The organism is Streptomyces sp. Y309 (genome assembly GCF_056712025.1).
Genome location: NZ_CM160048.1, coordinates 1154112 through 1180601, shown reverse-complemented (window position 1 = coordinate 1180601; position 26490 = coordinate 1154112). Strand labels below are relative to the sequence as shown.

1 protein-coding gene and 1 pseudogene are annotated in these 26490 nt (G+C 73.5%); both read left to right on the top strand.

The genetic code is table 11. The features are described 5' to 3' along the window. Positions 1-4 precede the first annotated feature (4 nt). Positions 5-10288: pseudogene (locus tag AC0KTA_RS04125) on the top strand (type I polyketide synthase); the annotation flags it as partial. A gap of 110 nt (positions 10289-10398) precedes the next feature. Then, the gene (locus AC0KTA_RS04120) at positions 10399-26445 is read left to right on the top strand and encodes a type I polyketide synthase (RefSeq protein ID WP_481053712.1); all 16047 of its coding nucleotides are present in this window, start codon (positions 10399-10401) and stop codon (positions 26443-26445) included. The last annotated feature ends 45 nt before the right edge of the window (positions 26446-26490 follow it).

The window sequence follows — 26490 nt, the reverse complement described above, 5'->3', positions numbered from 1 at the left end:
CGAGGAGAAGTACCTCGCATACCTGAAGCGGGCGACGGCCGATCTGCGCGACGCCCGCCGCCGGGTCCGCGAACTGGAGGACGCCCGGCAGGAGCCCGTCGCGATCGTCGGCATGAGCTGCCGCTACCCGGGCGGCGTGAACACGCCGGAAGACCTGTGGCGGCTCGTGGCCGACGGCGTGGACGCCATCTCCCCGTTCCCCACCGACCGCGGCTGGGACACGGACGAACTGTTCGACCCCGACCCGGACAACCAGGGCACCAGCACCACCGCCGAGGGCGGCTTCCTCTACGACGCCCCGCAGTTCGACGCCTCCTTCTTCGGCGTCTCACCGCGTGAGGCCCTAGCCATGGACCCGCAGCAGCGGCTCCTCCTGGAGACCGCCTGGGAGGCGATCGAGCGCGCGGGCATCGACCCGGTCTCGCTGCGCCGCAGCCGCACCGGCGTCTTCGCGGGCGTCATGTACTACGACTACGCGACCCGCCTGCACGCCCTGCCGGAAGGCGTCGAGGGCTACATCGGCACCGGCAACGCGGGCTCCGTCGTCTCGGGCCGCGTCGCCTACACCCTCGGCCTCGAAGGCCCGGCGGTGACCGTCGACACGGCCTGCTCGTCCTCGCTGGTGGCCCTGCACCTGGCGGCGCAGGCCCTGCGCCAGGGAGAATGCTCGCTCGCCCTCGCGGGCGGCGTGACCGTGATGCCCACGGCGGGCACCTTCATCGACTTCAGCCGTCAGCGCGGCCTGTCGACGGACGGCCGCTGCAAGTCCTTCGCCGCGTCGGCCGACGGCACGGGCTGGGGCGAGGGCGCGGGCCTGCTGCTCCTGGAGCGTCTGTCCGACGCCCGCCGCAACGGCCACAAGATCCTCGCGGTCGTCCGCGGTTCCGCCGTCAACCAGGACGGCGCGAGCAGCGGTCTCACCGCCCCGAACGGCCCCTCCCAGCAGCGCGTCATCCGGGACGCGCTGTCCGCCGCCGGCCTGAAGCCGGGCGACGTCGACGCGGTCGAGGCGCACGGCACGGGCACCACGCTCGGCGACCCCATCGAGGCGCAGGCCCTGATCGCCACGTACGGCAAGGAGCACTCCGGCGAACAGCCCTTGTGGCTGGGCTCGTTGAAGTCGAACATCGGGCACACGCAGGCCGCCGCCGGTGTGGCGGGCGTGATCAAGATGGTCATGGCGATGCGGCAGGGGGTGCTGCCGAGGACGCTGCATGTCGATGAGCCGACGCCGCAGGTGGACTGGTCGGCGGGGTCTGTCGAGCTGCTGACGGAGGCTCGTGAGTGGGGCGAGCGGGAAGGCGGTGCGCCGCGTCGTGCGGGTGTGTCGTCGTTCGGCGTGAGCGGGACGAACGCGCATGTGATCGTGGAGCAGGCGCCGGTTCCCGGTGAGACCGAGGCGGCTGTGGCTCCCTCGTCGTCCGTGCTGCCGGGCGTGGTGCCCCTGGCCCTCTCGGGCCGGACACCGGAGGCCCTGCGCGCACAGGCGGATCGGCTGCGGGACCACCTCGAGGCGCACGCCGACCTCGAACTGGGTGATGTTGCCTGGTCGTTGGCGGTGGCGCGGTCGCGGTTCGAGCACCGGGGTGTCGTCCTCGGCCGGGATCGTGCGGAACTCCTGGCCGGGCTTGAGCAGCTGGCACAGGGGGACGCGACCGACCGGAACGTCGTCACGGGGCGGGCGCAGGGCGGCGGCACGGCCCGCCCGGTGTTTGTCTTCCCGGGGCAGGGGTCGCAGTGGGCCGGGATGGCGCGTGAACTGCTCGATTCCAGCCCGGTTTTCGCCGGGCGGATGCGGGAGTGCGCGGAGGCCCTGTCGGAGTTCGTGGACTGGGACCTGCTGGAGGAGCTCAACGGCGATCGGTTCGACGAGGTGGACGTGGTCCAGCCTGTCCTCTTCGCCGTGATGGTCTCGCTCGCCGCCGTCTGGCAGGCGGCGGGTGTGGAGCCTGCGGCCGTGGTGGGTCACAGCCAGGGTGAGATCGCGGCCGCGTGCGTGGCCGGTGTGCTGTCGTTGCGCGACGCGGCTCGTGTGGTGGCGCTGCGGAGCCTGGCCATCCGGGAGCTGTCGGGCAAGGGCGGCATGGTTTCCGTGCCGCTGCCCGAGGCCGAGGTGCGCGAGCTGATCTCTGACTGGGGCGGTCGCATTGAGCTCGCGGCCGTCAACGGGCCCGCCCAGGTGGTGGTTTCGGGCGAGCCCGAGGCGCTGGAGGAGCTGGTCGCCCAGTGCGTGGCGCAGGACGTCCGGGCGCGAACGATCCCGGTGGACTACGCCTCGCATTCTTCGTACGTGGAGCAGATCGAGCGGCAGATCGTGGAGGCGTTGGACGGGGTTGCCCCGCAGGCCGCCGAGGTGCCGCTGTACTCGACGCTTACGGGGGAGTGGCTGGACGCCAACGCCCCGATGGACGCGGGCTATTGGTACCGCAACCTGCGCCAGACGGTCCTGTTCGAGCACGCCACCCGCGGCCTGCTCACCGAAGGCCACGGCCTGTTCCTGGAGATGAGCCCGCACCCGGTGCTCACCGTCCCGGTCCAAGCCACCATCGACGCCACCGACAGCCCAGCGGCCACTCTCGGCTCCCTCCGCCGCGACGAAGGAGGCGCCGACCGCCTGGCCGCCTCCCTCGCCGAAGCCCACACCCACGGCGCCGAACTCGACTGGAAGGCCCTCTTCCCGGGCTCCCGCACCACCGTCGACCTGCCCACCTACGCCTTCCAGCGCGACCACTACTGGATGGTGGCCCCCGACGAGGACACCGACGGCGCTGCCGCGCAGGCGGTGGACGAGGTGGAGGCGCGCTTCTGGGAGGCCGTGGAGCGCGAGGACCTGGAGCAGTTGACGTCCACGCTCGTCGACGTGGACGAGCGTTCGCTGGGTGCGGTGCTGCCGGGACTCGCGTCGTGGCGGCGGCAGCGGCGTGAGCGGTCGGCGATCGACGGCTGGCGCTACCGGGTCACCTGGAAACCGATGCCGGGCGGCCTGCCGACCCCCACCCTGTCGGGTCGCTGGCTTGTCGTGGCGCCGGAGAGCGCCGACGGTCACGCGTGGTCGACGGGTGCCGTCGAAGCGCTGAAGCAGTCCGGTGCGGAGATCGTCGAACTGAGCGTGCCCGCAGAGGAGTTGACGCGCGAGGCGCTGGCCGGGCGGCTGCGGGACGCGGCCGGGGAGGCGGGGCTCGCGGGCGTGGTCTCGCTGCTCGGCCTCGACGAGTCGGCGAACGCGGAGCACGAGGGCGTACCCGTCGGCCTGGCGGGCACCGTCGCGTTGGTGCAGGCCCTGGGTGATGCCGGGGTCGGGGCGCGGCTGTGGGCGGTGACGTCCGGTGCGGTCTCGACGGGGCGCAGTGACGCTCTGGAGTCCCCGGTTCAGGCGCAGTTGTGGGGGCTCGGCCGGGTTGTGGCGCTGGAGCACCCGGACCGGTGGGGCGGCCTGATCGACCTGCCCCCGTCGTACGACACCCGCACGGGTTCCCGGCTCGCCGCGATCCTGACGGGAATCGGCGACGAGGACCAGCTCGCCGTGCGCGGCACGGGCGTCTTCGTACGCCGCTTCGCCCACGCCCCCGTGGACGCGGACCAGGGCGCGGAGCCGGAGTGGAAGCCGCGCGGCACGGCCCTCGTCACCGGTGGCACGGGTGCCATCGGTGGGCATGTGGCGCGGTGGCTGGCGCGCGAGGGTGCCGAGCACCTCGTACTGACGAGCCGTCGTGGCCTCGACGCGCCGGGTGCCGGTGAACTCAAGGCCGAACTGGAGGAGTTGGGGGCCCAGGTCACCGTCGCGGCCTGCGACGTCGCCGACCGGGACGCGGTCGCCGGTCTCCTGGAGGACCTGGCGGCCAGCGGGCACAGGGTCCGCTCCGTCTTCCATGCCGCCGGTGTGAGCCCGGCGTACACGGTCGCGGACATGACCGCGGCCGATATCGCGGAGGTGTTCGGCGCGAAGACGGCGGGTGCCATGCACCTGGACGAGCTGGTGGACGCCGAGGGCCTCGACGCCTTCGTCCTCTTCTCCTCCAACTCCGGTGTGTGGGGCGGTGGAGGCCAGGGCGCGTACGCGGCTGCCAACGCCTACCTCGACGCCCTCGCCCAGCGCCGCCGTGCCCGCGGTCTGCCCGCCACCTCGGTCGCCTGGGGCGCCTGGGGCGGCAGCGGCATGGCAGCCGCCGAGGAGGCCGAGGAGCACCTGCGGCGCCGTGGGGTGACGGCGATGGCGCCGGAGCGTGCGGTGGCGGCGCTGGCCCAGGCCGTCGCGTACGACGAGACGTTCCTGGCCGTGGCGGACGTGGACTGGGAGCGGTTCGCGCCCTCGTTCACGTCGGTGCGGCCGAGCCCGTTCATCGGAGACCTGCCCGAGGTGCGGCGCGCGCTCGCCGAGCCGGAGGCGACGGCCGACGCGGGCGTGCGCGGTTCCGGCGCGGGCTCCGAGTGGGCCGAGCGGCTGGCGGGTCTGGCCGAACGGGAACAGGAGCGGCTGCTGCTGGACCTGGTGCGCGGCCAGGCGGCCTCGGTGCTCGGCTACTCCGGTGCAGAGGCGGTCGAGCCGAGCCGGGCGTTCCGTGAGCTGGGCTTCGACTCGCTGACGGCGGTCGAGGTCCGCAACCGGCTCGCCGCCGCGACCGGCCTGAAGCTGCCCACCACCCTCGTCTTCGACTACCCGACCTCGGCCGTGCTCGCGGGGTATCTGCGGGCGCAGTTGGTGGGCGGGGCGACGTCGGCGCCGGGTGCGTCCGTGGTCCCGGCCGGACGTGCGGCGGGTGCCGAGGACGACGACCCGATCGTCATCGTGTCCATGAGCTGCCGCTACCCCGGCGGCGCCACCAGCCCGGACGCCCTGTGGCGCCTTGTCGCCGACGGCACGGACGCCATCTCCGGCTTCCCGGCCGACCGCGGCTGGGGCCCCGACGGGCTCTTCCAGCCGGACCAGGGCCGCTCCGCCGACGACGCGGGCTTCGCCGCGCAGGGCGGATTCCTCTATGACGTGTCCGAGTTCGACGCGGGTCTCTTCGGCATCTCGCCGCGCGAGGCCCTCGCCATGGACCCGCAGCAGCGGCTCCTCCTGGAGACCTCCTGGGAACTGTTCGAGCGCGCCGGCATCGCGCCGTCGAGCCTGCACGGCAGCAGCACCGGTGTGTTCGTCGGAGCCTGCTCCCAGGGCTGGTCGGCGGGCCTGGCCCACGCCCCGGAAGGCGTCGAGGGCTACCTCATGACCGGCGACGCCACCAGCGTCATCTCCGGCCGCCTGTCCTACAGCTTCGGCCTCGAAGGCCCGGCGGTGACCGTCGACACGGCGTGCTCGTCGTCCCTGGTCGCCCTGCACCTGGCCGCGCAGGCGCTGCGCCAGGGCGAGTGCGACATGGCCCTCGCGGGCGGCGTGACCGTCATGGTCAGCCCCGCGGCCTTCATCGAGTTCAGCCGCCAGCGCGGGCTCGCGGCCGACGGCCGCTGCAAGCCCTTCGCGGAGGCCGCCGACGGCACGGGCTGGGGCGAGGGCGTCGGCCTGCTCCTCCTGGAGCGCCTTTCCGACGCCCGCCGCAACGGCCACGAAGTCCTCGCGGTCGTCAGCGGATCGGCGATCAACCAGGACGGCGCCAGCAACGGCCTCACCGCCCCGAACGGCCCGTCCCAACAGCGCGTGATCCGCGCCGCGTTGGCAAGCGCGGGGCTCACGGCCGGTGACGTCGACGCCGTCGAGGCGCACGGTACGGGTACGACGCTCGGGGACCCGATCGAGGCGCAGGCGCTGCTCGCCACGTACGGGCAGGAGCGGGCGGACGACCGGCCGCTGTGGCTGGGCTCCATCAAGTCCAACATCGGGCACACGCAGTCCGCCGCCGGTGTCGCCGGTGTCATCAAGATGGTCATGGCGATGCGGGAGGGTGTCCTCCCGCGGTCCCTGCACGTGGACGAGCCGAGCACCCATGTCGACTGGTCCGCCGGGGCCGTCGAACTCCTCGCGGAGGCCCGCGAGTGGCCCGCGGCCGAGCGGCCGCGTCGCGCGGGTGTGTCGTCCTTCGGCGTGAGCGGGACGAACGCGCACGTGATCGTGGAGCAGGCTCCTGCGGCGGAGACCACCGAGTCCGCTAAAACGAGCGTTCTATCCAATGTGCCGTGGTTGGTGTCGGCGCGCAGCGCGGAGGGGCTGCGGGCGCAGGCCGACCGCCTGCGCGAGCACGTCGTGACACACGCCGACGTCGACCCGGTGAATGTGGGCTGGTCCCTCCTGTCGGGCCGCTCGCCGCTCGAACACCGTGCTGTCGTCCTGGGCCGGGGATCAGGACAGTTCCTGTCCGGATTGGAGGCGTTGGCTTCCGGTGGTGGTCCGGGTGTGGTGTCGGGCTCCGTGGTCGAGGGCCGACTCGGCGTGGTCTTCACCGGGCAGGGCAGCCAGCGGCTCGGCATGGGGCGGCAGTTGTACGACGCCTTCCCCGTGTTCGCGGATGCCTTGGACGAGGTGTGCGCCCACCTGGACGGATTCCTGGACCGGCCCCTGAAGGATGTGATGTTCGGCGAGGACGCCGGGCTGTTGGAGCAGACGGCGTACGCGCAGCCCGCGCTGTTCGCCGTCGAGGTCGCGCTGTACCGGCTTGCCGAGTCCTTCGGGGTACGTCCCGAGATCGTCGGCGGACACTCGATCGGCGAGCTGACGGCCGCGTACGTAGCCGGGCTCTGGTCGCTGGAGGATGCGGCTCAACTGGTCGCCGCACGCGGCCAGTTGATGCAGTCCCTGCCCGAGGGCGGCGCGATGCTCGCCGTGCAGGCGGCCGAGGAGGATGTTCTCCCGCTGCTGGAGGGCATGGAAGACCGTGCCGGTGTGGCGGCCGTGAATGGTCTCGCCCAGGTGGTGCTCTCCGGTGAGCGGGTCGTTCTGGAGGGCTTGGAGGAGACCCTCCGGGGCCAGGGCCGCAAGGTGCGGTGGCTGAAGGTGTCCCACGCCTTCCACTCGCCCCTGATGGACCCGGTGTTGGACGAGTTCCGGCGGGTGGCCGAGGGCCTGACGTACGAGGAGACGGTGCTGCCGGTCGTGTCGAACCTGACCGGTCAGCTCGCCACCGCCGACGAGCTGAAGGACCCCGACTACTGGGTGCGGCACGTGCGTGAGGCCGTCCGCTTCCACGACGGCCTGACCACGCTCACCACCCAAGGTGTGTCCACACTGCTGGAGCTGGGCCCGGACTCCGTCCTGACCGCCATGGCGCACGACACGATCACCGACCCGGCCGCACAGGCGGGCCTGATCGCCGCCCTGCGCAAGGACCGCGACGAGCCCGACACCTTCCTGAACGCCCTCGCCCACGCCCATGTGCGCGGCGTCGAGGTCGACTGGACGTCGCTGTACGCCCCCGTCGAGTCCCGCCGCCGCGTCGACCTGCCCACGTACGCCTTCCAGCGGAGCCGTTACTGGCCGCGCGCGGCCGTCGGTGCGGCCGGTGCGGTCGGCGACATGTCGGCCACGGGGCTTGCCTCCGCCGAGCACCCGCTGCTGGGGGCGGCCGTGCCGCTGGCGGACGCGGACGGGTACCTGTTCACCGGCCGGCTGTCGGTGGCCACGCATCCGTGGCTGGCCGATCACGCCGTGGCGGGGCGGGTGCTGCTGCCCGGTACGGCCTTTGTGGAGCTGGCGATACGGGCCGGTGACGAGGTCGGCTGCGGGGTGCTGGAGGAGCTGACGCTGGCGGCCCCGCTGGTGCTGCCCGAGCGTGGCGGCGTACAGCTGCAACTCAGCCTCGGCGCGGCGGACGAGAGCGGACGTCGGAGCCTCGCCCTGCACTCCCGCGAGGAGCGCGAAGACCGCGACGGGTACGCCGGTGACGGCGGCTGGACCGCCCACGCGAGCGGCGTGCTCGCCGACGGGCAGCCGGTGGCCGGCTTCCGGCTCGCCGAATGGCCGCCGCGCGACGCCGCCGAGGTCGACGTCGAGGGCCTGTACCGGCACTTGACGGAACTCGGCTTCGCGTACGGCGAGGCCTTCCAGGGCCTGCGCGGCGCCTGGCGGCGCGGCGACGAAGTGTTCGCCGAGGTCGCCCTGCCCGAGGAGCAGCACGAGAACGCGGAAGCGTTCCGGCTGCACCCCGCGCTCCTTGACGCGGCGCTGCACGTGCTCGGCCTCGGCGTACTGCGCGGCAACGCGGCGGCCGAGGACGGCGAGGGCGACGGGGCACGGCTGCCGTTCGCCTGGAGCGGCGTCTCGCTGCACGCGACCGGCGCCTCCGCCCTGCGCGTCCGGCTGGCTCCGGCCGGCAACGACGCCGTGACGCTCACCGTCGCGGACGGACTCGGCGAACCGGTCGCCACCGTGGACTCGCTGGTCTTCCGGCCGGTCGAGGTGGACCGGCTCAGGAGCGGCGACCTCGGCGACTCGATGTTCCACGTCGAGTGGAGGCGGCAGCCCCTGGCGTCGGCCGAACCGGTGCCGGCGGTCTCGCTCCAGGACCTGGGCGCCGAAGAGGCCGCTCCTGCGGCCGTGGTGTGGCAGGCCGGTGGCGGTACCGAGAGTGACGTGCGGCCGGAGACCGTCTCCGCACGTCTGACCGAGGCACTGCGTGTGGTGCAGAGCTGGCTCGCGGACGAGCGGTTCGAGGCGTCGCGCCTCGTCGTGGTGACGCGAGGCGCCGTGGCGACCGGAGACACGGGCGAAGCCCTTGATCCGTCGAGCGCGGCGGTGTGGGGTCTCGTGCGGTCGGCCCGCTCCGAGCACCCGGGCCGCTTCGTCCTCGTGGACGTAGACGCAGACGCGGACGCGGACGCAGCCGTGGACGACGCGGTGCTCGGCGCCGTACTGGCATCCGGTGAGCCAGAGGTGGCGGTACGAGACGGCTCGGTCCGGGTGCCCCGGCTGTCCCGGGTCTCCACCGAGTCGGCCGACGGCGAGGTCGCCCCGTGGGGCGAAGGCACCGTCCTCGTGACGGGCGCCTTCGGCGGCCTGGGCCGGGTCGTGACCCGACACCTGGCCGAGCACCACGGTGTACGCGACCTCCTGCTGGTCTCGCGCCGCGGCCCCGACGCGTCGGGCGCGGACGAACTGCGGCACGAACTGCGGGAGTTGGGTGCGAAGGTCACCGTGGCCGCGTGTGACGTGGCCGACCGTGACGCCCTGGCCGCGCTCGTCGCCGAGCGTGGCGCGGACCTGTCCGCCGTGGTGCACGTGGCCGGAGTCCTGGACGACGGCCTGGTCACGTCCCTGACTCCCGACCGCTTGGAGGCGGTGCTGCGCCCGAAGGTGAACGCGGCGCTGAACCTGCACGAGTTGACCTCCGGTCTCGACCTGTCCGCCTTCGTGCTGTTCTCCTCGGCCTCCGGCGTCTTCGGCGGCGCGGGTCAGGCGAACTACGCGGCGGCGAACGCCTACCTGGACGCACTGGCCCAGCACCGCCGAGCCCAAGGCCTGCCCGCGACCTCCCTGGCCTGGGGCCTGTGGGCGGCGCAGGACAGCGACATGACCGGCACCCTCGCCGACGCCGACCTCCAGCGCATGGCGCGCGGCGGCGTGGCGGCGCTGTCCACGGAGGAGGGCCTGGCCCTCCTGGACACCGCGGTCACCGCCGTGCACCTGACGGCACCCGAGGCGCCCGCGGCCCTCGTCCCCGTACGCCTGGACACCGCGGCCCTGCGCGTCGCCGCGGGCACGGACACCGAGGCGGTCCCGACGCTGCTGCGCGGCCTGGTGCCCGCGCCGCTGCGGCGGTCCGCAGCCGGTGGCGCCACGGCCGCATCGGCAGCATCGACCGGCGAGGCACCCCTGCTCGCCCAGCTCACGGGACTCGACGCGGCCGAGCGCGACAAGGTGCTCACCGAACTGGTCTGCACCCACGTGGCCGCCGTCCTCGGCTACGAGTCCGCAGCGGCCGTCGAGGCCCACCGCGCGTTCAGGGAGCTCGGCTTCGACTCGCTCACCGCCGTCGAGCTGCGCAACGCCGTGAACGGCGCCACCGGCCTGCGGTTGCCCGCCACCCTCATCTTCGACTACCCGAACCCGGCCGCCCTCGCCGCGCACCTGGCCACGGCCCTGCCGCTCGGCGACGGCGCGGGCGGAGGCGGGCTCTCGGTGCTCGACGAACTGGACCGCCTGGAGTCGTCGTTGCTGGCGATGGAGACGGACAGCATCGCCCACTCGAAGATCACCATCCGGCTCCAGACCCTGCTGTCGCGCTGGAGCGCACCGCAGAGCCAGGGAGTGGGAGCGGGCGCGGGCGGCACCGGCCCGGCGGACGACGACGACCTGGACCTGGACTCGGTCTCGGACGAGGAACTCTTCAACGCACTCGACGACGAACTGGGACTCGACTGACGTGACCGAAGCCCCCAGCACGCCTGCAGCACCTGATGTGCCCGAAGTGAACCGCACGACCAGCGCCACCAGCGCGGCCTTTATCAACACCACGAGGAGCTGACGACCAGATGTCGAACGAGGAGAAGCTTCGGGACTACCTCAAGCGGACGACATCCGACTTGCGTCAAGCTCGTCGCCGTCTGCGCGAGGTGGAGGAGCGCGACCAGGAGCCCATCGCCATCGTCGCGATGAGCTGCCGCTACCCCGGCGGCGTCCGCACCCCGGAAGAGCTGTGGCGGCTCGTCGCCGACGGCACCGACGCCCTGACGCCGTTCCCCACCGACCGCGGCTGGGACGTCGACGCGCTCGCCGACCCGGACCCGGACGCCGCCGACACCACGTACGCCCGCGTGGGCGGCTTCCTGCACGAGGCCGACCGGTTCGACGCCCCGTTCTTCGGCATCTCGCCGCGTGAGGCACTGGCCACCGACCCGCAGCAGCGACTGCTCCTGGAGACCTCCTGGGAGCTGTTCGAGCGCGCCGGCATCGACCCGGCCTCGCTGCGCGGCAGCAGCACCGGCGTCTTCGCGGGCGTCATGTACCACGACTACGCCTCCCGGCTGCACTCGGTCCCGGAGGACGTCGAGGGCTACCTCGGCACCGGCGCCTCCAGCAGCATCGTCTCCGGCCGCGTCGCCTACACCTTCGGCCTGGAGGGCCCCGCCGTCACCATCGACACGGCCTGCTCCTCCTCGCTGGTCGCCCTGCACCTCGCCATGCGGGCGCTGCGCCAGGGCGAGTGCTCGCTCGCCCTCGCGGGCGGCGTGACCGTGATGTTCACGCCGGGCACCTTCGTCGACTTCAGCAAGCAGCGCGGTCTCGCCTCCGACGGCCGCTGCAAGCCCTACGCGGACGCCGCCGACGGCACCGGCTGGGGCGAGGGCGCGGGCCTGCTGCTCCTGGAGCGCCTGTCCGACGCGCGCCGCAACGGCCACGACATCCTCGCGGTCGTACGCGGTTCCGCCGTCAACCAGGACGGCGCCAGCAACGGCCTCACCGCCCCCAACGGCCCCTCGCAGCAGCGCGTCATCCTGCAGGCCCTCGCCAACGCGCACCTTGCCCCCGAGCAGATCGACGCGGTGGAGGGCCACGGCACCGGCACCACCCTCGGCGACCCGATCGAGGCGCAGGCCCTCATCGCCACGTACGGGCAGGAGCGGCCCGAGGACCGGCCGCTGTGGCTGGGCTCCATCAAGTCCAACATCGGGCACACCCAGGCGGCGGCCGGTGTCGCGGGCGTCATGAAGATGGTCATGGCGATGCGGGAAGGCGTGCTGCCGCAGACCCTCCACGTCGACGAGCCCAGCACCCACGTCGACTGGTCCGTCGGGGCCGTCGAACTGCTGACCCGGCCCCGCGAGTGGTCGGCGCGGGAGGACGGCGCGCCGCGCCGGGCCGGTGTCTCGTCGTTCGGCGTGAGCGGCACGAACGCCCACGTGATCGTGGAGCAGGCTCCGGCCGCAGAGGAGACCACCGAGTCCGCTAAAACGGACGTTCTATTTAGTGCCGTGCCATGGTTGGTGTCGGCCCGCAGCACCGAGGCGCTGCGCGCGCAGGCCGAGAAGCTGCGCGACCACGTGGCCGCACGCGACGGCCTCGACCCCGTCGACGTGGGCTGGACCCTGCTGTCGGCCCGCGCCCTGCACGACCACCGGGCGGTCGTCTTCGGCCGGGAGCGGGAGGAGTTCCTGAGCGGGCTCGAGACGCTGGCCTCCGGCGGACCCGGGGTGGTCTCGGGCGCGGTGGCCGAGGGCCGTCTGGGGGTCGTCTTCACCGGGCAGGGGAGCCAGCGGCTCGGTATGGGCCGTGAGTTGTACGAGGCGTTCCCGGTGTTCGCCGAGGCGCTGGACGAGGTGTGTGCACAGCTCGACGGGTTGCTTGAGCGTCCGCTGAAGGGCGTGATGTTCGGCGAGGATGCCGGGCTGTTGGAGCAGACGGGGTACGCGCAGCCCGCGCTGTTCGCCGTCGAGGTCGCGCTGTATCGCCTTGCCGAGTCCTTTGGGGTGCGGCCTGAGCTGGTGGGCGGGCACTCGATCGGTGAGCTGACGGCGGCGTACGTGGCCGGACTGTGGTCGTTGGAGGACGCGGCCCAACTGGTGGCCGCGCGCGGCAGGTTGATGCAGTCTCTGCCTGAGGGCGGGGCGATGCTCGCCGTGCAGGCGGCGGAGGCGGAGGTGCTGCCGCTGCTGGAGGGCATGGCGGACCGTGCCGGTGTGGCGGCGGTCAACGGGCCTTCGCAGGTGGTGCTCTCCGGTGACCGCACAGCTCTGGAAGGCCTGGAGGAGACCCTCCGGGGCGATGGCCGCAAGGTGCGCTGGCTGAAGGTCTCGCACGCCTTCCACTCGCCGTTGATGGACCCGATTCTGGACGAGTTCCGCGAGGTCGCCCGGGGCCTGACGTACCAGGATCCGAAGCTGCCGGTGGTCTCCAACGTCACCGGTGAGCTGGCCGAGTTGGCACAGCTTCAGGACCCCGAGTACTGGGTGCGCCACGTCCGCGAGGCGGTCCGCTTCCACGACGGCCTGGGCGCGCTCACCACCCAAGGTGTGTCGACGCTGCTGGAGTTGGGCCCGGACTCCGTCCTGACCGCGATGGCCCACGACACGATCACCGACCCGGCCGCGCAGACGGGCCTCGTCGCGGCCGTACGCAAGGACCGCCCGGAAGCGGACACCTTCCTGACCGCCCTCGCCCAGCTCCACGTGCGCGGCGTCGAGGTCGACTGGACGCCGCTGTACGCCCCGGTCGAGGCCCGCAACCGCGTGGACCTGCCCACGTACGCCTTCCAGCACCAGAGCTACTGGCTGCACGCCCCCGCCCTGACCGGCGACGTCACCTCGGCCGGGCTCGCCGCCGCCGACCACCCGCTGCTCGGTGCGGCCGTCCAGGTCGCCGGGAGCGACGCGCGCCTGTTCACGAGCCTGCTGACGATCGACGCCCACCCCTGGCTCGCCGACCACGCCGTCGCCGGCCGGACGCTGCTGCCCGGCACGGCCTTCGTCGAACTGGCCGTCCGCGCCGGTGACGAGGTCGGCTGCGACCTGCTCGAAGAGCTGATCCTGGAAGCCCCGCTGGTCCTGCCCGAGGACGGCAGCGGCGTACAGCTCCAGTTGTGGGTGGAGGAACCGGACGACACCGGGCGGCGCACCTTCACGCTGCACTCGCGGCGCCAGAACGACATCCCCGACGAGCCGTGGATCCGCCACGCGCAGGGCGCCCTCACCGCCGCCGACCCGTCTTCCGGCCCCGCGCGCCCGACCGGCGCCGACGCCGACTTCGCCCAGTGGCCGCCCACCGGCGCCGTAGCCGTGGAGACCGAGGCGCTCTACGAAGGCTTCGCCGCCGCGGGCCTCGGCTACGGCCCGGCCTTCCAGGGCGTACGAGCGGCCTGGCGCCGCGGCGACGACGTCTTCGCCGAAGTCGCGCTGCCGGAGAGGGAGCGGGACGAGGCCGCCGAGTACGGCCTGCACCCGGCGCTCCTCGACGCGAGCCTCCACGGCATCGCCCTGTCGGCCATCGGCCAGGACGAGCAGGAGACGGGGGCACGGCTGCCGTTCTCGTGGAGCGGTGTGTCGCTGTACGCGACCGGCGCGTCGGAGCTGCGCGTCCGCCTGACACCCGGCGCGTCCGGCGAGGTGTCCCTCACCGTCGCCGACACCTCCGGCCGGCCGGTCGCCAGCGTGGACTCCCTCGTGCTCCGCGCCCTCGCCGCCGGCGAACTGGACGCCGCGACCGGTACCGCCGACGACGACTCGCTGTTCCGCGTGGACTGGAGCGTGGTGTCCGCGCCCGCACCCGCGTCGGGCGGTGCCTATGCCGTCCTGGGTGCGGACGAGTTGGGGTTGTGCGCGGCGCTGGAGAGTGCCGGTGCGACGGTGGCGGCGTACGCGGACGTGGCCGCGCTGGCCGCGGCGGTCGACGGTGGAGCTGCTTTGCCGGAGGCCGTGTTCGTGACATGCGTCGGTGAGGCGCGTGACGGTGACACTGCCGGGTCCGTACGTTCGTCCCTGTACGACACCTTGAGCACCGTGGGGGAGTGGCTGGCCTTCGAGGGCGGCGATGGCTCCCGTCTGGTGGTGGTGACGTCGGGGGCCGTGGGTGTGGGCTCCGGTGATGTCGTGTCGGCAGCGGGCCTGGTGGACGCCCCGGTGTGGGGTCTGGTGCGGTCCGCGCAGTCGGAGAACCCCGGATGCCTGGTTCTGGTGGACGTGGACGGCGGCGAGCAGTCGTCGGCAGTGCTCCCCGGGGTGCTCGGCCTCGACGAGCCGCAGGTGGCGGTGCGCGGGGACGTGGTGTGGGTGCCGCGGTTGGTGCGCGCCGGTTCCGGCGCCGGGATGCTTGAGATCCCGGCCGCCGATTCCTGGCAGTTGGGGGTGACGGGCCGGGGCACGCTGGAGAACCTGACGCTGCTGCCGGTGGCCGAGGACGCCGAGGCCTTCGGCGGCAGGCCGCTCGGCGCGGGCGAAGTACGCATCTCCGTACGCGCCGCCGGTGTCAACTTCCGCGACGCGCTGATTGCGCTGGGCATGTACCCCGGCGAGGCCCAGATGGGCACCGAAGGCGCCGGGGTCGTGACCGAGGTCGGACCCGGCGTGACGGACCTGGCCGTCGGCGACCGCGTCCTGGGCCTCATCGACGGCGGCTTCGGGCCGCTGGCGGTGGCGGACGCGCGGATGGTGGCGCGGATGCCGGAGGACTGGTCGTTCGCGCAGGCCGCGTCGGTGCCGACCGTGTTCTTGACGGCGTATTACGCGCTGCGGGACCTGGCGGGCCTGGAGGCGGGCGAGTCGGTTCTGGTGCATGCGGCTGCCGGTGGGGTGGGCATGGCCGCGGTGCAGTTGGCCCGGCACTTCGGTGCCGAGGTGTACGGCACCGCGAGTGCCGGAAAGTGGGGCGTACTGCGGGAGTTGGGGATTGAGGACTCCCGTATCGCCTCCTCGCGCACCCTCGACTTCGAGGCGTCCGTGCTGGCGGCCAGCGAGGGCCGGGGCGTGGACGTCGTACTGAACTCCCTGGCGCGGGAGTTCGTGGACGCGTCGCTGCGGCTGCTGCCGCGCGGCGGGCGTTTCGTGGAGATGGGCAAGACCGACCTCCGCGACCCCGAAACCGTGACCGACGCCCACGAGGGCGTCGAGTACCGGAGCTTCGACCTCGCCGAGCTGTCGCCCGACCGCGTCCACGACATGCTGGCGGAGGTGCTGTCCCTGTTCGAGCGGGGGGTGCTGGAGCCGCTGCCGGTGAAGGCGTGGGATGTGCGGCGGGCGCCGGAGGCGTTCCGGTATCTGAGCCAGGCCCGGCATGTGGGCAAGGTGGTGCTGACCCTGCCGCCGCACTTCGAGGGCCGGGGGACTGTGCTGGTGACGGGTGCGCTGGGTGGGCTGGGCCGGGTCGTGGCCCGGCACCTGGCCGCGCAGCACGGGGTACGGGATCTGCTGCTGGTCTCGCGCCGGGGTGAGGACACCCCGGGCGCGGGTGAAGTGCGGGCGGAACTTGAGGAGTTGGGCGCGCACGTCACCATCACGGCCTGCGATGTCGCCGACCGCGCGGCGCTCAGTGCCGTCCTCGATGGGGTGCGTGACCTGACTGCCATCGTGCATGTGGCCGGTGTGGTCGATGACGGTGTGGTCACCGCGCTGACACCGGAGCGGCTGGACACAGTCCTGCGGCCGAAGGTGGACGCGGCCGTCAACCTGCACGAGCTGACCGCCGGTCTGGACCTGTCGGCGTTCGTGCTGTTCTCCTCGGCCGCCGGTGTGCTGGGCAGCGCGGGCCAGGCCAACTACGCGGCTGCCAACGCCTTCCTGGACGCGCTGGCCCAGCACCGCCGCGCGCAGGGACTGCCCGCGACCTCGCTTGCGTGGGGTTTGTGGGCGGATCAGGGCGGTATGGCCGGCGCCCTCGCGGACGGTGACATCGACCGCATGAACCGGGCCGGTGTCGCGGCCCTGTCGGCGGAGGAGGGTCTGGCCCTGCTGGATGCCTCGCTGGCCCAGCCCGACGGCGCCCTGGTCCCGATGAAGCTCAACACCGACACCCTGCGCCAGCAGTTCGGCACCGACATACCCCCGCTCTTCCGCAGCCTCATCCGTGGCGGCGCACGCAGCCGTCGCGTCGTCGAGTCCGGGCCCGCCGCGGCCGGCACCTCGTTCGCCGACCAACTGGCCGCGCTGCCGCCCGAGAACCGCGAGCGTGCCCTCCTCGACCTGGTCCGCGCGCAGGTCGCCGCCGTACTCGGCTACGCCTCCGGCGAGGACGTGACCCCCACCAAGGCGTTCAAGGAGCTCGGCTTCGACTCGCTCACCTCCGTCGAACTCCGCAACCGCCTCAACGCCGCCACCGAGACCCGGCTGCCCGCCGGGCTCGTCTTCGACTACCCCACGCCGAAGGTCCTCGCCCAGTACCTGGGCACCGAAATCCTCGGCGACCTGGCGGACACGGCGGCCGGCCGGGCACCGCAGGTGACGGCGGTCGCGGCCCAGGACGAGCCCATCGCGATCGTCGCGATGAGCTGCCGGTTCCCCGGCGGCGTCCACACCCCCGAAGACCTGTGGCGGCTGCTCACCGACGGCGAAGAGGCCATCACCGAGTTCCCGGAGGGCCGCGGCTGGGACACCGCGTCCCTCTACGACCCCGACCCCGACCGCGTCGGCACCAGCTACGCCCGCGAGGGCGGCTTCCTGCACGACGCGGGCGAGTTCGACGCCGCGTTCTTCGGCATCTCGCCGCGCGAGGCCCTCGCCATGGACCCGCAGCAGCGGCTCCTCCTGGAGACCTCCTGGGAAGCCATCGAGCGCGCCGGAATCGATCCGGCCACGCTGCACGGCAGCCCCACGGGCGTCTTCGCCGGACTCATCTACCACGAGTACGGCTCCCAGCTCAGCAGCGTCCCCGAGGGCCTCGGGGGCTACCTCGGCACCGGCAGCTCCGGCGCCATCGCCTCGGGCCGCATCTCGTACTCCTTCGGCCTCGAAGGCCCGGCCGTGACCGTCGACACGGCCTGCTCGTCGTCGCTGGTCGCCATGCACCTGGCCGCGCAGGCCCTGCGCCAGGGCGAGTGCACCCTCGCGCTCGCGGGCGGCGTGACCGTGATGCCCACGGCGGGCACCTTCCTGGAGTTCAGCCGCCAGCGCGGCCTCGCCCCCGACGGCCGCTGCAAGCCCTTCGCGGCCGCCGCCGACGGCACGAGCTGGGGCGAAGGCGTCGGCATGCTGGTCCTGGAGCGCCTGTCCGACGCGCGCCGCAACGGCCACCAGGTCCTCGCCGTCGTACGCGGCTCCGCCATCAATCAGGACGGCGCCAGCAACGGCCTCACCGCCCCCAACGGGCCCGCCCAACAGCGCGTGATCACCCAGGCCCTCGCCAACGCCCGCCTCACGGCGGCTGACGTCGACGCGGTCGAGGCGCACGGCACGGGCACGCCTCTCGGCGACCCGATCGAGGCCCAGGCGCTCATCGCCACGTATGGCAAGCAGCGCCCGGCCGACCGGCCGCTGCTCCTCGGCTCGGTGAAGTCCAACATCGGACACACCCAGGCCGCCGCCGGTGTCGCGGGCGTCATCAAGATGGTCATGGCGATGCGGCACGGCGTGCTGCCGCAGACCCTCAACCTGGACGCGCCGACCCCCGAAGTGGACTGGTCGGCAGGGTCTGTCGAGCTCCTGACGGAGGCTCGTGAGTGGGCCGAGCGGGAGGGCGGTGCGCCGCGTCGTGCGGGTGTGTCGTCGTTCGGCGTGAGCGGGACGAACGCGCACGTGATCCTGGAGCAGGTGCCGTCGGGCGCGGAGCCGGAGTCCGCCGGTGACGACGCGGCGCCGCCGGTGATCGCGGGTGTCGTGCCGCTGGCTCTCTCCGGGAAGACGCCGGAGGCCCTGCGCGGGCAGGCCGCGAGGCTGCGGGAGCACCTCCTTGCGCACGCCGACCTCGAACTGGGCGACGTGGCCCGGTCGTTGGCTGTGGCACGGTCGCGGTTCGAGCACCGGGGTGTCGTCCTCGGGCGGGACCGCGACGACCTCCTTGCCGCGCTTGAGCGGCTCGCGCAGGACGACGCGACGGCCGAGGGCGTCGTCGTGGGCCGCGCCCAGGGTGACGGCGTCCGTCCGGTGTTCGTGTTCCCGGGGCAGGGGTCGCAGTGGGCCGGGATGGCGCGTGAACTGCTCGACTCCAGCCCTGTGTTCGCGGAGCGGATGCGGGAGTGCGGCGAGGCTCTGTCGGAGTTCGTGGACTGGGACCTGCTGGAGGAGCTCGACGGTGACCGGTTCGACCGCGTCGATGTGGTCCAGCCGGTGCTGTTCGCCGTGATGGTGTCGTTGGCCGCGGTGTGGCAGGCGGCCGGGGTGCGGCCTTCCGCTGTCGTCGGGCACAGCCAGGGTGAGATCGCCGCCGCGTGTGTCGCGGGCGCGCTGTCGCTGCGGGACGCGGCCCGTGTCGTGGCGCTGCGGAGCCTCGCGATCCGGGAGCTGTCGGGCAAGGGCGGCATGGTGTCCGTACCGCTGCCCGAGCAGGAAGTCCGGGAGCTCATCACCGCGTGGGGCGACCGTGTCTCCGTCGCGGCCGTCAACGGGCCCGCCCAGGTCGTGGTCTCCGGTGAGGCGGAGGCGCTGGAGGAACTGGTCGCCCAGTGCGTCGCGCAGGACATCCGGGCTCGTACGATCCCCGTCGACTACGCGTCGCACTCCTCGTACGTGGAGCAGATCGAGGCCCGGATCCTGGAGGCCCTGGCGGACGTGGCTCCGCAGGAGGCCCAGGTCCCGGTCTACTCGACCCTCACCGGCTCCTGGCTGGACACCGCGATGGACGCGGGCTACTGGTACCGCAACCTGCGCCGGACCGTCCTCTTCGAGCACGCCACGCGCGGCCTCCTCGAAGAGGGCCACGGCCTGTTCCTGGAGATGAGCCCGCACCCGGTCCTCACCGTCCCCGTGCAGGCGAGCATCGACGCCACGGACAGTTCCGCGGTCACCCTCGGCTCACTCCGCCGCGACGAAGGCGGTGCCGACCGCCTGGTCGCCTCGCTCGCCGAGGCCCACGTCCACGGCGTGGAGCTGGACTGGCAGGCCCTCTTCCCCGGCGCCCGCACCACCGTCGACCTGCCCACGTACGCCTTCCAGCACCAGCACTACTGGCTCCTCTCGCCGGAGGACGAGCCGGGCGCCGCGCCCGCCACCGCCGTGGACGAGGTCGAGGCGCGGTTCTGGGAGGCCGTGGAACGCGAGGACCTGGAGGAACTGGCGGCCGAGCTGGACGTGGCGGACGGTTCCGCCTCCGCCGGTCTCGGCGCCGTCCTGCCCGCACTGTCGTCGTGGCGGCGGCAGCGGCGCGAGCGCTCGACGATCGACAGCTGGCGCTACCGGGTGAACTGGAAGCCGCTGACAGGCGGCCTGCCCGGGCCGGTCCTCACCGGCCGCTGGCTGCTCGTCGTACCGGAGGAAGCAGTCGCGCACCCGTGGGCGGCCGGTGTCACCGACGCGCTGACCGGCGCGGGCGCCGAAGCCGTCGAACTCCGCGTATCGAACGAGGAGTTGAGCCGCGAGGCCCTCGCCGCGCGCCTCCGCGAGCAGGACGGCGTCGCCGAACTGGCCGGTGTCGTCTCCCTGCTCGCCCTCGCCGAACAGCCGCATCCGGAGCACCCCGTGCTGCCCGCGGGCCTCGCGGGCACCGTCGCCCTCGTACAGGCCCTCGGCGACACCGCGATCGGCGCGCGGCTGTGGGCGGTCTCCAGCGGAGCCGTCTCCACCGGCCGCAACGATCAGGTGACCAGCCCCGCCCAGGCGCAGACCTGGGGCCTCGGCCGCGTCGTGGCCCTGGAGCACCCCGACCGCTGGGGCGGTCTCATCGACCTGCCGGAGACTCCCGACGGCCGGGCGGGAGCCCGTCTCGCCGGCATCCTGGCGGGCGTCGGCGACGAGGACCAGCTGGCCGTGCGCGGCTCCGGCGTCTTCGTACGCCGCCTTGTGCGGGCCGAGCCCGCCACCTCCGCGAACGCAAAGGGCTCCCCGTGGACCCCGCGCGGCACCGTCCTGATCACCGGCGGCACCGGCGCCCTCGGCCCGCACATCGCGCGCCGCCTGGCCCATGAGGGCGCCGAGCACCTCGTCCTCACCAGCCGCCGTGGCCCGGACGCGCCCGGCGCCGACGAACTCCGTACCGAACTGGAGGAGTTGGGCGTCCAGGTCACCATCGCGTCCTGCGACGTCGCCGACCGCGACTCCGTCGCCGCGCTCCTGGACCGGCTGGCCGCCGACGGGCACACCCTGCGCGCCGTCATCCACGCGGCGGCACTCATCGAGCTGGCGCCGATCGCCACCACCACGCTCGGTGAGTTCGCCGACATCGTCGCCGCGAAGGTCGCGGGCGCCGTCGTCCTCGACGAACTCCTCGACGGCGAGGCGGCAGAGACGCTCGACGCGTTCGTGCTGTTCTCCTCCATCGCCGGTGTCTGGGGCAGCGGCGACCACGCCGCGTACGCCGCCGCCAACGCCCACCTCGACGCGCTCGCCGAGCACCGCAGGGCGCGCGGCCTGACCGCCACCTCGATCGCCTGGGGCGTGTGGAACGTCGTCAACCCGCACGAGAGCGGCAGCGCGCCGATCGACGTCGACCCGGAGCAACTGCGCCGCCAGGGACTGCCGTTCCTCGACCCGGACCTCGCGTACACGGGCATGCGGCAGACCCTGGACGACGACGAGACGTTCCTGGCCCTGGCCGACGTGGACTGGGACCAGTTCGCGCCGGTGTTCACCTCGCGCCGCGCCCGCCCGCTGCTCGCCGACCTGCCCGACGCCCAGCGCGTCCTGGCCGACCAGGGCGGATCCGCCGACGCGGGCGCCGACGCGGCCGCCGGGGAGCCGTCGACCAAGGCGGCGGCGCTGCGCGAGCGCCTGACCGGCCTCGCCGGTCCCGAGCGGGACCGCTTCCTGGTCGACCTCGTGCTCACGCACGCGGCCGCCGTCCTCGGCTACGAGTCCGCGCAGGCCCTCGACCCCGAGCGGGCCTTCCGCGAGTTCGGCTTCGACTCGCTCACCGCGGTCGACCTGCGCAACCGGCTCGGTGCCGCCACCGGCCTGAAGCTGCCCACCACGGTCGTCTTCGACCACCCCAACGGCATCGCCCTGGCCGCGTATCTGCGCACCCAGGTCCTCGGCGCCGACACGGCGGCCGCCCCCGCCGCCGTCGCGCCGGTCGCGGCGGCCACCGACGATCCGATCGCCATCGTCGCGATGAGCTGCCGCTACCCCGGCGGCATCAGCAGCCCCGAGCGGATGTGGGAGGTCCTCCAGGACCGCGCCGACGTCGTCGGCGGCTACCCCGCGGGCCGCGGCTGGGACACCGCCCACCTCTACGACCCGGACCCCGAGACCCCCGGCACCACCACGACCAGGGGCGGCGGCTTCCTGCATGACGCGGGCCACTTCGACCCGGCCTTCTTCGGCATCTCGCCGCGCGAGGCCCTCGCCATGGACCCGCAGCAGCGCCTCCTCCTGGAGACCTCCTGGGAGGCCTTCGAGCGCGCCGGGGTCGACCCGCGGTCCGTACGCGGCGAGGCCGCCGGAGTGTTCGTCGGCACCAACTACCAGGACTACGGCACGGCCCCCGGCCAGGTCACCGCCGGCGCCGAGGGGCACATCCTCACCGGCAGCGCGCCCAGCGTCATCTCCGGGCGCATCGCCTACACCTTCGGCCTCGAAGGCCCGGCGGTGACCGTCGACACGGCCTGCTCGTCGTCGCTCGTCGCCATGCACCTCGCCGCGCAGGCACTGCGCCAGGGCGAGTGCTCGCTCGCGCTCGCGGGCGGCGTCGCCGTGATGTCGTCGCCGGGCGCGCTGATCGCCTTCAGCCAGCAGCGCGGCCTCGCCGCCGACGGCCGCTGCAAGGCGTTCGCCGCCGGAGCCGACGGCATGGGCATGGCCGAGGGTGTCGGCATGGTGCTTCTGGAGCGGTTGTCCGACGCGCGCCGCAACGGCCACCGCGTCCTCGCCGTCGTACGTGGCTCCGCGATCAACCAGGACGGTGCCAGCAACGGCCTCACCGCCCCCAACGGCCCCTCCCAGCAGCGCGTCATCCGCGCCGCGCTCGCCAACGCCCGCCTCACGGCGGCCGAGGTGGACGCCGTCGAGGCGCACGGCACGGGCACCACGCTCGGCGACCCGATCGAGGCGCAGGCGCTGCTCGCCACGTACGGGCAGGAGCGGCCGGAGACCGGCGAGCCCCTGTGGCTGGGCTCCATCAAGTCCAACATCGGCCACAGCCAGGCCGCTTCCGGCGTCGCGGGCGTCATGAAGATGGTCCTCGCCATGCAGCACGGCGTGCTCCCCCAGACGCTGCACATCGACGAGCCGACCCCCGAGGTCGACTGGACCGAAGGGGCCGTCGAACTCCTCACCGAGGCCCGTGACTGGCCCGAGCACGAGAGCGGCGCGCCGCGCCGCGCGGGCGTCTCCTCCTTCGGCATGAGCGGCACGAACGCGCACGTGATCCTGGAGCAGGTGCCGTCGGCGGAGGCGCCCGACGCCGCCGATGACGCCGGGGACGTCGCACCGTCTTCGGTGGTCGCGGGTGTCGTGCCGCTGGCCCTCTCCGCGAAGACCGAGAGCGCCCTGCGGGAGCAGGCCGCACGGCTTCGGGAGCACCTGCTGGCACACACCGGCCTCCAACTCGGCGACGTCGCCTGGTCGTTGGCGACGACACGTTCCCGCTTCGAGCACCGGGGCGTCGTCCTCGGCCGGGACCGGGACGCGCTCCTCGCCGGGCTCGAAGAGCTGGCGCGGGACGACGCGGCGGCCACCCACGTGGTGACCGGCCGCGCGCAGACCGGCGTGGTCCGTCCGGTGTTCGTGTTCCCGGGGCAGGGGTCGCAGTGGGCCGGGATGGCGCGTGAACTCCTTGACTCCAGCCCGGTGTTCGCGGAGCGGATGCGGGAGTGCGCGGACGCGCTGTCCGCGTTCGTGGACTGGGACCTGCTGGAAGAGCTGGGCGGCGAGCGGTTCGACCGCGTGGACGTGGTCCAGCCCGTCCTCTTCGCCGTGATGGTCTCGCTCGCCGCCGTCTGGCGTGCGGCCGGTGTCGAGCCCGCCGCCGTGGTCGGTCACAGCCAGGGTGAGATCGCGGCGGCCTGCGTGGCCGGTGCGTTGTCGCTGGAGGACGCGGCTCGTGTGGTGGCGCTGCGCAGCCTCGCCATTCGCGAGCTGTCGGGCAAGGGCGGCATGGTGTCCGTGCCGCTGCCCGAGCAGGAGGTGCGCGAGCTGATCGCCGCATGGGACGGTCGCATCGAGCTCGCGGCCGTCAACGGCCCCGCCCAGGTGGTCGTTTCGGGCGAGCCCGAGGCGCTGGAGGAACTGGTCGCCCAGTGCACGGCGCAGGACATCCGCGCCCGCACCATCCCCGTGGACTACGCCTCCCATTCCTCGTACGTGGAGCAGATCGAGCAGCAGATAGCCGAAGCGCTGGACGGGGTCAGCCCGCAGGCTGCCGAGGTCCCGCTGTACTCCACCCTCACCGGCGCCTGGCTGGACGCCAACACCCCCATGGATGCCGGGTATTGGTACCGCAACCTGCGCCAGACCGTCCTCTTCGAGCACGCCACCCGCGGCCTGCTCACCGAGGGCCATGGCCTGTTCGTCGAGATGAGCCCGCACCCGGTGCTCACCGTCCCGGTCCAAGCCACCATCGACGCCACCGACAGCCCCGCCGCCACCCTCGGCACCCTCCGCCGCGACGAAGGCGGCGCCGACCGCCTGGCCGCCTCCCTCGCCGAAGCCCACACCCACGGCGCGGAGCTCAACTGGAAGGCCCTCTACCCAGGCAATCGCATCACCGTCGACCTCCCCACGTACGCCTTCCAGCGCCAGCACTACTGGCTGCTCGCCCCGCAGGAGGAGCAGAGCGTCGGCTCGCCGCTCGCCACGGACGAGGTCGAGTCGCGGTTCTGGGACGCCGTGGAGCGGGAGGACCTGGAGCAACTGGCCGGCGAGCTCGCCGTGGCGGACGGCTCCGCCGCCGAGCTGGGCGCCGTGCTTCCCGTCCTGTCGTCGTGGCGCAAGCAGCGGCGCGAGCGGTCGACCCTCGACAGTTGGCGCTACCAGGTGGCCTGGCAGCCCCTCGCGGGCGGTCTTCCGGCCACCGGCCTGACCGGGCGCTGGCTCGTCGTCGTACCGGAGGCGACGCAGGGCGCGGACGCCGGGCAGCAGCCGTGGACGGCGGCCGTCACCGACGCCCTGGCACAGGCCGGGGCCCGGACGGTCGAACTCCGCGTCCCCGCGGGCGAGATGACGCGCGAGTCCCTGACGGCGCGACTGTTCGAGTACGTCGCCAGGGCGGCCGCCGGAACCGACACGGACCTGGCAGGCGTCCTCTGCCTGCTCTCCCTCGACGAGTCCCCCCTCCCGGACCACCCCACCGTCTCCGCCGGACTCGCCAACACCGTCGCCCTCGTGCAGGCCCTCGGTGACGCCGGGATCGGCGCCCGCCTGTGGGCCGTCACGCGCGGCGCTGTCGCCACCGACCGCGCCGACCGCCCGGCCCGGCCCGCCCAGGCGCAGGTGTGGGGCCTCGGCCGGGTCGCGGCCCTGGAGTGCCCCGACCGCTGGGGCGGCATGGTCGACCTGCCCGAGACCCCCGACAGCCGGGCGGCCGCCCAACTCGCGGGGGTCCTCGCGGGCGCCGGGGACGAGGACCAGCTCGCCGTGCGGCAGGCGGGGGTGCTCGTGCGGCGGTTCGTACGGGCTCCCCTCGGCGCGGGCCAGACGGGCGAGGGGGCGCGGCAGTGGACGCCGCGCGGCACCGCGCTGATCACCGGTGGTACCGGTGCGATCGGCGGGCACGTGGCGCGCTGGCTGGCCCGCGAGGGTGTCGAGCACCTCGTCCTCACCAGCCGTCGCGGCCTCGACGCGCCCGGCGCCGCCGAACTCCAGGCGGAACTGGAGGAGTTGGGCGCCAAGGTGACCATCGCGGCCTGCGACGTCGCCGACCGGGACGCCGTCGCGGGACTGCTCGGCCGCCTCACCGAGGACGGGCACACCCTGCGCTCCGTCTTCCACGCGGCGGGCGTCGGCCAGGGCCAGCCCCTGGACGGGACGACGACCGCCGACATCGCCGACGTCCTGCAGGCGAAGGTCGCGGGCGCCGAACACCTCGACGCGCTCCTCGACGCCGGGGCGGGCCTCGACGCGTTCGTGCTGTTCTCGTCCAACGCGGGCGTGTGGGGCAGCGGCAGCCAGGGCGCGTACGCCGCCGCCAACGCGCACCTCGACGCGCTCGCCGAGCAGCGCCGGGCGCGCGGCCTCACCGCCACCTCCGTGGCCTGGGGCCTGTGGGCCGGGGGCGGCATGGCCGGGGACGACGGCGAGGAGCAGTTCCGCCGCCGCGGCCTGCGGCCGATGGCACCCGGCCTCGCGGTCGCCGCGCTCGCCCAGGCGGTGGCGTACGACGAGACCTTCCTCGCCGTCGCCGACCTGGACTGGGGGCGGTTCGCGCCCGCGTTCACCTCGGCCCGCACGAGCCCCTTCATCGGCGACCTGCCCGAAGTGCGCCGGTACGTGGAGTCCCTCGCCGTCGCACCGGCGGCCGACGCGGGCACCGGCGACGACGCGGCGGGCGAGCTGCGCCGCCGCCTGGCACCGCTCACCGAGCCCGAGCGCGAGGTGATCCTGCTCGACATCGTGCGCTCGCACGCGGCCGCCGTGCTCGGCTACACCGGCGCGGAGTCCGTCGACGCCCACCTGGCCTTCAGGGAGCTGGGCTTCGACTCCCTGACGGCCGTGGAGGTCCGCAACCGGCTCAACAAGGCCACGGGGCTGCGGCTGCCCGCCACCCTCGTGTTCGACCACCCGACGTCCGTCGTCCTGGCCCAGTACCTGCGCACCGAGCTGCTCCAGGACGACGCCGACGGAGTGGACTCGACCCTGCGTGAACTGGACCGCCTGGAGGCGGGCCTCGGTTCCATCGCGCCCGACGACAGCTCCCGCATGCGCATCACGATGCGCCTGGAGGCGCTGATGTCGAAGTGGAAGGGCGCGGACGCCGAGACACCGGCCGAGGGCGAGGAGGTCTCCTCGCGGCTCGAGTCGGCGTCGGCAGATGAGGTCTTCGACTTCATCGACAAGGAGCTCGGCATGTCCTGAATCAGCCGGCATGTGTCGGCATTTTCTCCAATCAGTCCGGCCGGG

Excerpts from the sequence above, each read along its gene's own strand:
- AC0KTA_RS04120 (WP_481053712.1), top strand. The coding sequence starts at position 10,399 with ATGTCGAACGAGGAGAAGCTTCGGGACTACCTCAAGCGGACGACATCC.